This is a genomic window from Burkholderia singularis, assembly GCF_001718875.1.
GTDB classification, from domain to species: Bacteria; Pseudomonadota; Gammaproteobacteria; order Burkholderiales; family Burkholderiaceae; genus Burkholderia; species Burkholderia singularis.
Genome location: NZ_CP013448.1, coordinates 2,321,428 through 2,335,634 on the forward strand (window position 1 = coordinate 2,321,428; position 14,207 = coordinate 2,335,634).

General features: G+C 71.7%; 6 protein-coding genes. 1 reads left to right on the plus strand and 5 read right to left on the minus strand.

The window, feature by feature from the left end; genetic code table 11:
• The first annotated feature begins 3 nt into the window (after positions 1 to 3).
• The gene (locus AQ611_RS10350; RefSeq protein WP_069234457.1) at positions 4 to 2,871 is read left to right on the plus strand and encodes an Hsp70 family protein; all 2,868 of its coding nucleotides are present in this window, start codon (positions 4 to 6) and stop codon (positions 2,869 to 2,871) included.
• Positions 2,872 to 3,108: 237 nt separating this feature from the next.
• Here AQ611_RS10350 and AQ611_RS10360 read toward each other — a convergent pair whose 3' ends face one another.
• Genes AQ611_RS10360 through AQ611_RS10380 form a run of 5 tightly spaced genes read right to left on the minus strand, consistent with a single transcriptional unit; the run spans position 3,109 to position 14,185 of the window.
• Positions 3,109 to 4,695 carry a DUF6519 domain-containing protein gene (locus AQ611_RS10360; RefSeq protein ID WP_069234459.1) on the minus strand — a complete coding sequence of 529 codons (1,587 nt, stop codon included), beginning with the start codon at positions 4,693 to 4,695 and terminating at the stop codon, positions 3,109 to 3,111.
• A 23-nt stretch (positions 4,696 to 4,718) separates the two neighbouring features.
• Positions 4,719 to 7,079, minus strand: coding sequence for a hypothetical protein (locus AQ611_RS10365; protein ID WP_069234460.1), 2,361 nt, complete (start codon positions 7,077 to 7,079; stop codon positions 4,719 to 4,721).
• A gap of 10 nt (positions 7,080 to 7,089) precedes the next feature.
• Positions 7,090 to 10,989: a putative baseplate assembly protein gene (locus AQ611_RS10370; protein WP_069234461.1), complete on the minus strand. Its 3,900-nt coding sequence runs from the start codon at positions 10,987 to 10,989 to the stop codon at positions 7,090 to 7,092.
• Positions 10,986 to 13,829: a putative baseplate assembly protein gene (locus AQ611_RS10375; protein ID WP_069234462.1), complete on the minus strand. Its 2,844-nt coding sequence runs from the start codon at positions 13,827 to 13,829 to the stop codon at positions 10,986 to 10,988. Before AQ611_RS10375 ends, AQ611_RS10370 begins: the two co-directional genes overlap by 4 nt.
• Positions 13,829 to 14,185, minus strand: a complete 357-nt coding sequence (locus tag AQ611_RS10380) for a GPW/gp25 family protein (protein WP_069234463.1) — start codon at positions 14,183 to 14,185, stop codon at positions 13,829 to 13,831. The genes AQ611_RS10375 and AQ611_RS10380 overlap by 1 nt, the downstream gene beginning before the upstream one ends.
• Positions 14,186 to 14,207 lie beyond the last annotated feature (22 nt).

Below are 14,207 nucleotides of genomic sequence, written 5' to 3' on the forward strand. Positions count from 1 at the left end.
GCGATGAAACCGTTCATCGTCGGCATCGATCTCGGCACGAGCAACACCGTCGTCGCCTATGCCGAGGCGGCGGGCGGCGCGATTCGCGTGTTCGACGTCGAGCAACTCGTCGCGCCGGGCGAAGTCGGTGCGCGGCCGCTGCTGCCGTCCGCGCGCTATCACCCCGCGCCGGACGAGTTCGCGCCCGGCGCGCTGAGGCTGCCGTGGCGCGACGCCGATGCTCACGGCGAGCACGGCGAAAATGACGCCGCGCGCGGTGCGAACGCCCCGCCGCCCGCCGTGATCGGCACGCTGGCGCGCTCGCTCGGCGCGCAGGTGCCGGGGCGGCTCGTGACTAGCGCGAAAAGCTGGCTGTCGCACGCGGCGGTCGACCGGCTCGCGCCGATTCTGCCGTGGGGCGCGGCCGATGCCGAGCACAAAGTGTCGCCCGTGGCCGCGAGCGCGAGCTACCTCGCGCATGTGCGCGCCGCATGGAACCGCCGTTTTCCGCACGCGCCGCTCGAGGATCAGGACGTCGTGCTGACGGTGCCCGCGTCGTTCGACGACGGCGCGCGGGCGCTCACGCTCGAGGCCGCGCGGCTTGCGCGGCTGCCCGCGCTGCGTCTGCTGGAGGAGCCGCAGGCGGCGTTCTACGACTGGCTGTACCGCCATCGCGCGACGTTGCGCGAATCGCTCGCGCAAACGCGGCTCGTGCTGGTGTGCGACGTCGGCGGCGGCACCACCGATCTCACGCTGATCAAGGTGCGGATCGACGGCGGCGAGCCGCAATTGACGCGCATCGGCGTCGGCGATCATCTGATGCTCGGCGGCGACAACATGGATCTCGCGCTCGCGCGTCTCGTCGAGACGCGCATCGCGCAGGACGGCGCGCGCCTGTCGGCGGCGAGTTTGTCGCAGCTTGTCGAGCGGTGCCGCGCGGCGAAGGAGCGTCTGCTCGGCGACGAGCCGCCCGATTCGGTCGGCATCACGCTGCTCGGCTCGGGCTCGCGGCTCGTCGGCGGCGCGCGCACGGCGCAGTTGAGCCGCGCCGAAGCCGAGCGGATCGTCGTCGACGGATTTTTCCCGGCCGGCGACGCGCACGATCTGCCGCGCCGCTCGCGCGCGGCGCTCGTCGAGTTCGGCCTGCCCTATGCCGCCGATGCGGCCGTCACGCGGCATATCGCGGCGTTCCTGAACCGGCTGGCCGCCCAATCGCGCGATGCGCTCGGCGCGCCGGACGCATCGGCTGCCGATGCCGCCGCGTGCGCCGACGCGGCGGTGCCGATCCCCGATACGCTGCTGCTCAACGGCGGCGTGTTTCGCTCGACGACGCTTGCCGGGCGGCTCGCGCGCGTGCTCGGCGGCTGGCGCGGCAAGCCGTTGCAGGTGCTGAACAACGACCATCCGGACGTGGCCGTCGCCCGCGGCGCGGTGGCGTATGCGCTTGCCCGCGCCGGGCACGCGCCGCGTATCGGCGGCGGCTCGCCGCGCAGCTACTTTCTCGTGCTCGACGATAGCGATAACGACGGCGACGCCGCGCGCGCACCGCGCGGCGTATGCGTGCTGCCGCGCGGCACCGACGAAGGCCGCGAGGTGCGCCTCGACGATCGCGTGTTCGCGCTGCAGCTCGGCCAGCCGGTGCGCTTCCATCTCGCGTCGACCGTCGCCGATCGCGCGTGGCGGCCCGGCGAACTCGCTGATCTGACGGACGGCGAATTCGTCCGCCTGCCGCCGGTGGCGGCCGTCGTCGGGCAGCGCGACGCGACTCGCGCGCGCGAGCAGCGCGTCAGGCTGACGACTTCCCTGACCGAAGTCGGCACGCTCGACATGCACTGCATCGCCACCGACGACCCGTCGCAACGCTGGCACCTCGAATTCCAACTGCGGCGCGAGCGCGCCGCCGACGCCGATGACGCCTCTCGCGCGCCTGCGGCGGCCCCGCGTGCGCAATTGGACAAGGCGGTCGAATGGATCGACCGGTCGTTCGGCGCGCGCCTCGCGAATGTCGAGCGCAAGGAGACCGGGCGGCTGCGCACGCAGCTCGAACAACTGCTCGGGCCGCGCGAAAGCTGGGACATCGCCACTCTGCGCGAATTGTTCGGCGCGCTGTGGGAGCGTCACGGCCGGCGCCGGCGCTCGGCGGACCACGAACGCGTCTGGCTGAATCTGGCCGGCTATTGCGTGCGCCCTGGCTTCGGCTATCCGCTCGACGATTGGCGCGTCGCGCAGCTCTGGACGCTGTTCGACGACGGCATCCAGTACGTGAACGAAGGCCGCGTCTGGTCGGAATGGTGGACGCTGTGGCGCCGCGCGGCGGGCGGGCTCGACGAGCACGCGCAGCATCAGGTGCTCGATGCGATGACGTGGCTGCAGGACGCGGCCCGCGCAAAGCGGCCCAAGCTGCCGTTCGATCCGGCGAAGATCGGCGATATGGATATGGTCCGGCTGTTCGCGTCGCTGGAGCGCGTGGCCGTCGATCGCAAGATCGAACTCGGCGAGCGCCTGCTCGCGCGGCTGCAGCGGCCGGCCGAGAACCCCCAGTGCTGGTGGGCGATCGGCCGCATCGGCGCGCGGCGTCCGCTGTACGGCAGCGCGCACGGCATCGTGCCGCCCGAGGTCGCGAGCCGCTGGCTGGACGCGATCCTCGCGCTCGATTGGAGGAAGGTCGAACCCGCTGCGTTCGCCGCCGCGCAAATCGCGCGGATGACGGGCGACCGCTCGAGCGACCTGCCACTCGACGCGCGTGACACCGTCGTGCGGCGGCTCACGGCAGCCAATGCGCCGCAGGCGTGGAGCCGGATGGTGCGCGAGGTCGTGACGCTCGATCACGCGGATACCGGGCGGGCGTTCGGGGAATCGCTGCCGGCGGGGCTGAAGCTGCTCGGAGATTGACCGGCGAGCGGCGCTGGGGCCTGCCCGCCGCGTGCCGCCATCCGTTCGGCTATTTCAGGAACGCCTGCGCTACCGCCCTGGTTTCACCGTCGCCCGCCGCTTCAAGCGGCCGAACAAGCGGCCGAAGCAGCCGGCTTGAACCCCGCCGCGGACCGGCTTGACTCGCACGTTTCACTGCGCCGTTCGCCGCCGCGCGGCGGCCGGCGGCCGCCCGTGCGCAATACGTCGCCGCGCCGCTCATGGCTTTCCCGTCGAACACGGCGTCAGCTTCATTGCGCCGCCCGCCGCCGTGATCAGCGCGAGCGGCGCATAGTGGTGCAGGATGCCGTGCGGCGGCACGGCGGCCGGATGGCTGACGGCGCTGCCCTGATCGTCGGGCGCGCTCTCCTGCGGCCACAGCACATCGCCCGTTGCCACCCGCGCCGGAATCAGCCAGTAGTCACCCGTCCGGTACACCGTGCCCGGCACGTCCTCGAACAGAATCTGCACGCCATCCTCGAGCGTGAGCCACGCGGCATCGCCTCCGGCGAGCGTGCCCGGTTTGACGCTCACCGCGCCGTCCGGGCCGATGTCCGATCCGCCCTGCGCCGGATCGCCCGCGCGCTGGTCCCAGCGCCGCAACAACGGATGCAGCGACGCATCGTTGCCGACGCTTTGCGTGAGCGCGCCCGCGAGCACGACCACGCAGCGCGCACGATCGATCGACTGCACTTGCAGCAATTGGCCGGGCGCCTGGTTCAGCACGGTGCCGTCGTCCTGCAGCTCCACGTAGTCGCCCTCGGCAAGACCGAACCGCTCGTCGCGGCCGAGATCGCCGAGCGTGACCGTCGTCGTGGCGGCGGCCGTTTGCACGCCCAGCACCGGAAAAATCGCGGCGCCGTTGTCGCGCGACCACTTGAAGCTCGGCGCATTGCCCGCCGCGTTTTGGCTGCCGGTGTTGATCTCGACGCGGTACAACTGGTTTTCCGCGCGGCGATAGCCCGCGCTCGGCGACACCGTGCACGGGTCGGCCGACGCCGTGGCAGGCGCGACGCGCGCGCGCAACAGCCCCGGCAGCCCGCCGCGCAGGCTGTCGTGCAATTGCTGCTGCGTCGCGCATACGGGCGTGCCGGCCGACGCGATCGGCAGCGCCTTGACCTGCCAGACGACGTGCGTGCGGGCCGCGGTATCCGCGCCGCCGAGCGCGACTTCGCGCATCGCGCTGTCTTCGAGCGGCGTGACGAGCCGCTCCCACACGTCGAGATACAGTTGGCACGGCGCGGCCGGCAACGCGGGCGGCGCGGGCCAGTCGGGCTGGGTGCGGTAGGTCACGAGGCGCCGCGCGCGGCCCTGCGCGGCGTTTTGCAGCGGCGCGATATCGATATCGAGCGTCAATTGTCGCGACGGGTAGTCGATTTTCGTGATGGTCGCCACGAGCGGCTTGGTTGCCGGCGTTGCATCGTCGCTGAGCCGCAGATACTGGCCCACCCGGTAGCTTGCCGCGTCGACGAACCATTGCGCGACGGTGATCGCGCGGTTCGCGACATCCCATTTCAGAATCGCGACCGGCGTCGACGCCAGCTCGCACAGCAGGCCGTCGACGTAATACGTGCCGGCGGCGATTTCGAAATCGTCGGGATGGTTCGGCAGCGCGGCGATCGCGAAGCCGCCGTTCGGGCTTGCCGCGCGGCCGAAGCCGTCGATCGCCATCGTGCGCAGCAGATGCAGCAGGATATCGGCTTGCTCGTTCCAATCGGCGTCGAGCTGCACCCGCCCCTGTTGCATCACGACGCGGCTGAAATGCTTGAGCGGATCGAAACTCACGCGGGTCAGGTCGGCTTTCACGGGGCTCTCCTTGTTTTCTGTTCTCAGCTTGCGAAAACGATGCCGGCGTCGGTCTGCGCCGGCGTGAACTCGCTCAGGCGCAGGCGCACGCGTGCCGCGCGCTGCGGCTCTTGCAGATGATGCAGCGCGCCCATTTCCGAGCCGTCGTGCGCGCCCGTGCGCAGCTCGGCGGCGCAGGTGTCCGCGAGCCGGCCGTAGCGCGGCGTGCCGTAGCGCACGCTCGCAAACTCGGGCGCCACGCGCACGCGTTCGGCCGCGAGCAGCGCGGCGCGCTCGGCAAGCGTCAGGCCGCCGGCCAGATAGCGCTCGCCGAGCGCCCGCTCGACGCCGTCGGGCTGGCACGCATGGCGGCGCGGCGTGCGCGAGCCGGGCGGCACGTAGCAAAAGCGCACGCAGCCGCTCTGGCGGCGGCATGTGGTGACGATGCCGTCGAACACGCTGTCGGCCGCGAGATCGATCTGATGCGCGCTCACGCGGCCGATGACGGTGCTGCAGCGAAGATCGAGCGCGACTTCGGCGCATGGCGTGTCGCTCGCGCCGATGGCGAGCCGTTCGCGGCCGAGCGCATCGACGATACTGTCGGCAATGGCCAGCCGTAACGGCGCGACGCGCTCCGCGTCGCGCTCGACCCGGATCGCGCCGACGATACTGCGCTCGATGCGCACGCAGCGCAGCGCGCCGGTGACGACGATGCTCGGATCGCTAGGCCGCTTGGCGGTGCAATCGCAAGCGAGCCCCCAGCCGGGCACGAGCGTGCTGTGACGGATCGTCACGCCGGACAGGCCGCCGCCCGCTTGCAGGCCGCGCCCGGTGACGATGATGCCGTCGAGCGTGAACCAGCTCGGCCCGTCGCCGCCGATATCCAGTTGGTCGGGCGCGGACGGCTGCCAGTCGAGCAGGCGCAGCACCGGCCGCTGGCGGTTTGCCGCGCGCAGTTGCAGGCTTTGCCCGGCTTGCAGCGTAATCGCGATCGGCTCGACATAGACGCCACTGTCGACGATCTCGATCACTGCGTCGCGCGGCGCATCGGCGCGCCAGCGCGCGAGCGCGTCGGCGATGCGGGCGAACCCGCCGCCCTGCCCGACCGTGTACGTGGCCGCGCCCGCCGGCGCGTCGTCGAGCAGGCGCGCGTATTGGCCGCCGCCTAGCTCCGTGCTGAACGCATACGCATACGAAACCCGCACCGCCTGCCTGCGTGCGTCGCCGGGCGCGAACGCGATGCGCCCGAGCACCGGATCGAGCGCGACGCGCCCCGGCGGCACCCGGTAGCGCCAGTCGCTCAGATCGGCGGCAATGATCCGGCTCGCATCGACGGGCGTCCAAACGGGCGTCTGACCGAGGGGGGAGCTGGGCGTTGAATCCGGCGTTTGACGAGAGGCGGCCGAGCGGCCGGCACCCGCCGGCGCGGGCAGCGGGCTGGTCCAGATCATCACGCTCGCCTCGGGGCCGTAGAGCACCGGCGGCGCGGCGCGCTCGCCCGGCGTTGGCGGCGCGGCTTGCGCCGCATCCGGCGCTGAGCCGATGCCGGCCGATTGTTCGAGCGCGTCGCGGCTGATCGGCAGCGGCAGACGCGGCGCATTCGCCGGCGCGGCGGGGTTGACGTACAGCGGCGTGTCGTTGCCGAGCGCGCTGAACAGGAAGCAATTCGGCCCTTCCTCTTCGTAGCAGTAAGCGGGCGCCTGCGTCACCGGGTAAGCGCGCAGCCGCCAGACGAACACGCCGACTTCGGCGAGATTGGCAAGGCCCGGGGTGCGGGTCGAATCGATGCGCCGCACGTCGACCGTCCGCGCGCGCCGGTCGAACGCGGGGCCGCGCCAATCGGGCGCGTCGCGCAGATCGGCAAGCCGTCCGCGTCGCATATGAAGAAAATCGAGATGCTGCGCGAGCGCGAGCCGGCGGCGGGCTTCGACCGCGTGCGCGGGCCAGCCGCCGACGGCTGCCGCGATCTCGTCGAGCACGCCGAGCGTGCCTTTGCGCCGTCGGTAGCGAATCGTGTTCGCGACTTCGCGGCGCGCGGACGGCGCCGTCGCGAAGGTTGCGCCGCCCGCACGGCAATCGCAATGGCCGCAACCGTCACCGCCGTCGCAACCGCTACAGCCGCCGCCACCCCCTGCGCCCCCGCAGCCGCAAGCCGCTGCGAGAGCGGCCGCGCCGTCGCCCGGCAGCCGCGTGTAGCCGATCAGCGCGCCGATATACGGCACGGCCCAGTCGGCGCAGGTTTCGATGAACCAGTTTTCATAGAGGCCGTCGATATCCTGCTCGACCACGATCGCCTGCTCCGCAATCACGCGCAGCAGCGCGCGCAACGCATAGCCTTGCTGCGCATCGCGCAGCCGGTAGACGGCGGGCACCAGCGCGTACAGAAAATCCGGATCGCGGGTCATGATGGCGTCCTCATGCGTTGAGCTGCGTGAGCAGCAGCGTGTCGGGAAGATCGGCGGTGAGATAGGCCAGCTCGGCCGGCGCGATCGCCGCGCGCTGGCCGCTCGCCGCCGCCGTCGCCTGGGCGGGCGACGACGCGACCGACGTATTGAGCTGCAACGTGCTGCCGAGCGCGGCGAGCTGCGCGGCGCTCATCGTGTCGGGCACGCTGTCGAAGCAGGTGACGTCGAGCCATGCGACGCCGGGCACGCGCTGCGCGGCGGCGACGGCCTCCGACAGATAGGCGCTCTGGCCGAGCGCGCGCGCGTCAAAGCCGAAGCATGCGAGCAGCGCGGCGCGCAACGCGGGCTCGACCGCTTCCCACGCGTAGTCCGGCTGTAGCCCGACGCCTGCGGCGATCACGAGCAGCCGCACGCGCCGCGCGTCGAGCGCGACGGGCAGATGCGGGTCGCCATAGCGTTGCAGCGCCGCGAGCAGGTTCGCGTACAGGTCGGACGTCGCGTCGATCGGAATATCGTCGACGCCCGCCACCGTCACGTGCACGAGCTCACGCACCCCGTCCGACAGCTTGACGGCCGACGCCTTGCCGATGCCGGCGAACGTGCGGGCGAAGTCCGCGTAATCGCGCACCGACACGAGCCGCTCGAGCGCCATCACGGCCGCCGGCGCGTTCGCCCGCGCATCGCCGATGCGATCGGCGTCGGCGCCGCCGGTGGCCGGCAGCGGATTGACCACGGCCTGCGCGCCGAGCGGATGCGTCGCGAGCTGGCTGATCGACCAGGCCGGAACGTTGCCGGCCCGGCCGAGCCCGTAGCGATAGCTTGCCTTCACGTTCGCGACGCCGCTCGGCACGCGCGCGCCGTGCGCGCCGTTGCCGAACGTGACCGACGTGACGCCCGAGTCGTCTTCGCTCCCCACGTATGCGCGCTGCAGCGGCGCGGCGGCGGACAGATCGCCGAGTTCGCGCCACTGCAGATCGTTGACGCGCACGTCGAGCGTGCTCGCGACGCCGGACGCGGTGGGCGCGCTCAAATACGTGAGCGGCGACTGATGCAGCGCGAAGGTCTGGAAGTCCGCCGTCGCGTCGCCGTTGCCGAGCACTTCGCCGGTGCTCTGGCCGTGCGTCGCATCGGTTACGTTGCCGTAGAGCGTCGTCGTGCCGCGCTCGTAGGTGTACGCGAGCGGCGTGGCCAGATCGAGCACGGTGTGCGGCGCTTGCGTCGTGATCCGCCACGCGAACACGCGATCCTTCTCCCAGTTCAACTGTCCGCCCGGATAGGGAATATGCGTGACGGGGTCGACGAGCAACCCGTCGAACGATGCAAAGCTGCCCGCGCGCTCGTCGGCCGTGGGCACATACGCGTTCGCGTAAAAGCCCGGGGCGAGTTGCACCTGGTCCGCATACTGCTGATTGAGCGTCGCGGGCAACGCAATGCCGTCGAAGAACGACGGCACGCCCGGCGTATTCGCGCTCGGCGGCTGATTGTCCGGCAATGTCCCGACGACGAGCCGGTCGCCGTACACGTCGGCATCGGACGTATAACAGATCGTCGCGAACGGCGGCGCGGCGAACGGCCACGCGATGCTGCCCGGCGCCTCGACCCCCTGCCGGACCCCGGCGACCATCGCCAGTTCGCTCGCCGTCACGCCGCTCGTGTGCGGCACGTCGGTACGCTGGCCCGAGACGATCACCCAGCGCCCCGCTTCGAGCCCTTCGTAAAGCCCGGCCAGATCGACCGCGCTCGCGCCCACGTCCGCGTCGAGCGGCTCGTCGGCGAGCTTCATTGCCTCGCTTTGCGCATAGACGATGGTTTCCCGCAGCAGCGCCGTCGAATTGACGGCCGTGTTCCACGCGGCCGCGGACTGCCCGGTCAAATCGCTCAGCCACGGCGGATCGAGCTTGAGCACCGTGACTTTCGCGGCAAAACCGCTGCCTGCGGGCGCGGCCGCCCCCGTCGCCGCCGACAGGCTGGTGCTGAGGCTGCCGCCGGCGGACGCGGCCGGGCCCGTCGCGAGCGCGGCGCTGCGCAGATCGACGACCACATGGAACGTGGTGGCCGGCTGAAGCGTCGCGGCCGCGCCGCTCACGCCCGGGCGGCGGATCGCGACCCAACTGCCGGGCTTGATCTGGTCATAGACGGCATCGAGCGGCACTTCGACGGCGGGCTGGGGGCTGGACGCCAGCAGCAGATCCGGGAACGCCGCGCCCCACGCGTTTGCGATCGTCGGCTGAACGTAGCGGGTGGTTGCGACGGCGCTGTTCGTTTGCGTCGACGGCGCGCCGATCCAGCTTGCCGCGAACAGCGACGCCTTCGCGCGCGCCGCATACACCTCCACCCGCCCGCCCGGCACTGCGGCCGACGCCCAGCCGCCGTAAATGCCGGTGGCGGCAGCCGTCATCGCCGTCACGGCGGGGGCGCCCGGCCGCGTCGCGAATATGCCCGCGGGCGCGCTCGCCGCCTGACGGTAGACGCCCACGGCGGCCGGCCGCAACGCGGCAAGCAGCCGCGGCGCCGCGTCCGACTGAGGGCCGAAGCTCGCCGGCACGGAACGCGCGAGCCGCAATGCGTTCGCCGGCTGCACCGAGGCCGGCGTCGCGAGCGCGCCGGCGATGTCGCCGAGCGTTTGCAGCGCGGTCGCCGGCGCGCTCGTGGGCAGCGCGGCGAGATGATCGACCGGCGGCGGCACGCCGGTCGACGTCGAGCCGCGCGGCGGCGGCAGCGGCGCGAACGCGCGCGCGCCGAGGCTGATCCATTGCAGGCTGCGGATCAGCATCTCGAACCACGCCGCGAGCCGGGTGAAGCCGCGCGCCACGGCGATATCGCGCTTGATCGCGAGCCGCGACATGGCCGGCGCGACGATCTGATGCGCGGTCGCGACGGTGCCCGCCGAGCCGGCCGCCTGCACGGCGAGCAGATTCTGCGCGACCGGCGTGACGATGCCGATTGCGTCGCTGGCGAGTGCGCTCGCGGGAAACAGCAAGCGTGCCTTGTCGATATACAGCAGCAACTGGCGGACCGCCGTGCGCAGCGGCGGCACGTTCAGGCCGAGGCTGACCTGGGTGCGCGAGAACGCCGGCTGCGCGTCGACCGACGCGGCGAGCCGCAGATACTGCAACGCGGGCGTCTGCGCGTTCAGGTTCGCCGGCACGTTGGGCGCGAACACGAAGAAAAGCGCGTCGCCCGCGTTGATCTGGGTGGCCACGCCGTCGAGATAGACGGTGTCGATCACGTCCGCGCCGGTCACGAGAATGCCGCTCGTCTCCGGCAGCGGCGGCCCGTTCTTGAAATCGGCGAGCGCTTTCGCGGGCGAGATTACCTGCGGGCGGGTCGTGCGCGGCGCCAGCGTGTTCCAGACGTCGCGCGCGTCGAGATCGGCCGAGGTCTCGTAGAACTGCGGCAACTGCCCGGCGGCCGGCACGCTTTGCGCGCGCGTGCCGGCCGGCAGCACGCCGCAAAAGCCGGCGGCGACGGTAAACGCGAGCCGCACGCTCGCCGCGACGCCGGGCCGCGGCCGGTAACCGACCAGCCGCGCCAGCTCGAGCACCGAGCGGCGTTCGAGCGCGCTCGGCAAATAGCCTTCGTTCGCGTAGCGCGCCTGATAGAACGTCAGCACGTCGGCGACGATCGCCCACGCGTCGATGAACGCGATGCTCGGGTCCGACGGCTCGCGTGTCGTGAGCCGCGCGAGCGGGCGCAACGTGTCGGTGCCGCTGCCGTTGGGCGACGGCACGTCGATCGTCAGTTGCGGCAGCCTTGCGAGCATGGCGTCGTAGAACGTCGCATAGCTGCCTGCGCGGCAGCACAGCGCCGAACGGCCCGGCGGGTGGGGCTGCGCGCCTGCCACGCCTGCCGTGTTGGCGCAGCCGCCGCATGAACTGGCGGGTTCGGCCGCCATTCGCGTCGTCGTCATAGTCCACCTCGGATCAGCAGCGTCAATCGGCCATGCCCCGGCGCGCGAGGATCGTCGTCGAGGCTCGCGATCTGCGCCGCGCCGAGCGTCAGCACGCCGTGCGCCGGCACGTCGTCGGGCGCGGCGCCCGGCGCGGGCGTGCCTGGCACATACGCGCAAAGGCGCGTGACGCGCACGTCGATCACGCCGTCGAGCGCCTGCGCGGCCGCGATGATGCGGCTCACGTACACGCGCTGCCCGAACGCGCGGTTGGCGGGCGCGAACATCGCGGGGCGTCCGTCGGGCAGCGTGCCGCTGCCGAATACGGCGGCGAGCGCCGCCTGCACGTGCGCGCGCTGGCACTGCGGCGTCACGCAGACCGCCAGGCCGAGATCGAGCGGCACGTAATCGGCCGCGGCAATACGCAAGTCGTGGCCGATGCGCCGATAGCGCGCGAGATACGCGTGCAGTTCGCCGGCGAGCGCGGCGTCGAGCGTCTCGCGATCGCGCGGATCGACGGCCACGCGCGCTTCGTATCCGCTGCCGTTCCAGCACAGGCTCGCCTGCGCGCCGAGCACCGGCTCGAACGGCGCCGCGCATCGCGCGGCTGGGCGCTCAGCGCGGCGGCGGGCATTGTCGGCGGCGAGCGCGGCGTAATCGTCGGCCGTGATCGCGCGTTCGAGCGTCGCGCGAAACGCGTGCGGGGCGAACATCCGCACGTCGGCGGCCGTCTCGGGCGCGGTGCCGCCCGTCGCGGGCAGCGGATTGCGCGGCGCGAGCCCGTTGGCATCGAACCGGTCCGACGTGAACACCAAATAGCGGATCGATTCGGCGCCGACGTTGCCGGCCGGACCGTTGCCGAGCCGGTAGTGCGCGGCGAACGACGCGCCGGCGTCCGGCGCGCGCCCCTCGACGCCGTTGCCGAAACGCACATGCGCGATGCCGTCGTCATCGGTCTCGACGACGAACCGGCGATCGTCCGGGCCGCTGTCGATCAGATCGGCGGCGGGCGTCCAGACGATGGACGGAGCCGGCGGGGGGATGGAGATGGCGGTTGTATCGGTTGTATCGGGCGAATCGGTTGTGCCGGACGAACGGGTCGAATCGCCCGGATCGGACAGATCGGTTGCCTGGCCCGCATTGGCGCTCGGACCGCTCGCATGAACGTCGCGACGCGCGCTGTCCGCGCCGCCCGCCAGGCCCGCGCCGGCCGGACCGGACGTTGCGCCGCCCGCGCCGTCGACGCCCGGCGCGGCCGTGCCTTGGCCGCCGTATTGCGGGTCGGCACCAGGCCGCGCATCGGCCGGCGTCTCGATCAGCACGATTTGCGGCAATGCGCGACGCGGCGCCTGCGCGATCAGATCGGCGGCGCAGCACGTGCGCGACAGCGGCTCGGCGAACGTGAGCGGCACGCCGCCAAGCTGCGGCGCAAAACGCGCAGGCGTGCGTATGCGCCGCGGCGGCGCGCAATCGGTCGCGCATGTCGTGCAATCGGCGCCGGGCGGCACCGCGCCAAGCGTTTCCCCGACGCTCATCCCATGATCGACGAGCAGCACGTTGCCGCGTGCGACGCTGATGGCGTCGCGGCGCCCACAGTCGGGCGCGGGCATCACGGCCGACAGGCATAACGCAAAGCGCAGCGCATCCTGCGTGCACCATTCGATCTCGACGACGGGACGCCCGCCCGCGTCGGCGTCGTACAGCGGATCGACCGACGGCGTGACGCGCGTGAGCCTGACGGCCTGCCGGTGCGCCGGGTCGGCATCGGCCGCCTCGCCGGTGCGCGGGCCGAGTACTTCCTCGAAGATCAGCACGTCGCCCGGCCGCAAGTTCAACGCGCGGCGCGGCGCGCCGTCGGCGGGCAGCCACCGGTCGGCGAGCGTGGCGCGCGTCGCGCCGGCCGGCAGGCAGCAAGCGCCGTCGCCCCATGTGTAGAACGCGATTTCGCTGTGCGCGGCGCGCAACTCGACGGTTTGCGAGCGATCGGGCCAAAGCGGCTCGAACCATTCGACGCTGCCGGGCGGCGCGCCGGCCAGTTGCGACGCGCGCAGCGCCGGCGTGACCGACGCGTCGGGCGCGCCGGCAAACGCGGTGCAGAACGCAATGTCCGACAGATCGAGCGATACGTCCCGCGATGCGGCGAGGCACACCCATGCGCGCGCATTGCAGCCTTCGTGCATCGCGTAATCGACGAGCCGCGCATGACGGCGCAACGAAATGCGCAGCCGCGCGGTGTTCAGATACGCCTCGGTCGCGACGGCATCCTGGTAATAGCTGAGCTGGTCGCCCGCATACGCGAGCAGCTCGACGAGCATCACGCCGAGGTCCGGCGCATGCGACTCTTGCCAGTCAGGCATCGTCAGCGCGAGCCGGTCGGTGATCAGCCTGCGAAAGCTGTCATAGTCCTTCGCGAGATAGTCGATATCGGGCGCGGTGCGCGCGGCTGCCGCGCACGCGGGCGGCGCGCAGCAATCGAGATCGGACGGGCACGACGCGGCGAAGCTGAACGTCGCGCTCGCAAAGCGCGGATCGAAGCCCGCCAGCGGCGCGCCGCTGGCCGCATCCACGATCGACAGCGTGTACGTGCACGCATCGCCCGGCCGATCGACGTCGATTTCGAGCCAATCGTCGAACGCCGGATCGCTTTCGTGCACGAGCCGCAGCGCGGTGATCGTCACCGGCGCGCCGCCTTCGATGCGCAGTTGCTGCGCATCGAGGCTGGGCGGCGCCTTGCCGAGAAAATGCACATCGAGCGAACTCAGGCTGGCCCCCGTTTCGACGTAATCGATGCCGTAAAGCGCCGAGCGCCGCACGTCGTCGCGGCGACGTTCGAGTTCGCATCCCGCTGCCGTGCCGTTCATCACGCGCTCCTCGCGAAGGTCTGCGCGACCGGCTGCTGCGTCGCGCGGATCACGTAATGGACGACGACGGCAAGCGTCGCGTCATCGGCGTTCACCGTCAGTTGCTGCAAGTCGATCAGATCGCCGAGATAGCGCTGAACGGCCGCCTGCGCGGTGAATTGCAGCGCCGCCGCGAGTTCGGCGCTATTCGGCGCGAACACCATCTGCAACAGCCCGCTGCCGAAATCCGGACGATTCACGCGCTCGCCGGCCGACGTGAACAGCAGTTGCTCGATCATGCCGCGGATGTGATCGGCGTCGTCGGCCGGCGCGGTGCGGCCCCGCGCATCGATGCGAAACGGAAAGTCGACGTTCATCGCGCTTCTCCGATGGCCGCGC

Excerpts from the sequence above, each read along its gene's own strand:
- AQ611_RS10350 (WP_069234457.1), top strand. The coding sequence starts at position 4 with ATGAAACCGTTCATCGTCGGCATCGATCTCGGCACGAGCAACACCGTC.
- AQ611_RS10365 (WP_069234460.1), bottom strand. The coding sequence starts at position 7,079 with ATGACCCGCGATCCGGATTTTCTGTACGCGCTGGTGCCCGCCGTCTAC.
- AQ611_RS10370 (WP_069234461.1), bottom strand. The coding sequence starts at position 10,989 with ATGACGACGACGCGAATGGCGGCCGAACCCGCCAGTTCATGCGGCGGC.
- AQ611_RS10375 (WP_069234462.1), bottom strand. The coding sequence starts at position 13,829 with ATGAACGGCACGGCAGCGGGATGCGAACTCGAACGTCGCCGCGACGAC.
- AQ611_RS10380 (WP_069234463.1), bottom strand. The coding sequence starts at position 14,185 with ATGAACGTCGACTTTCCGTTTCGCATCGATGCGCGGGGCCGCACCGCG.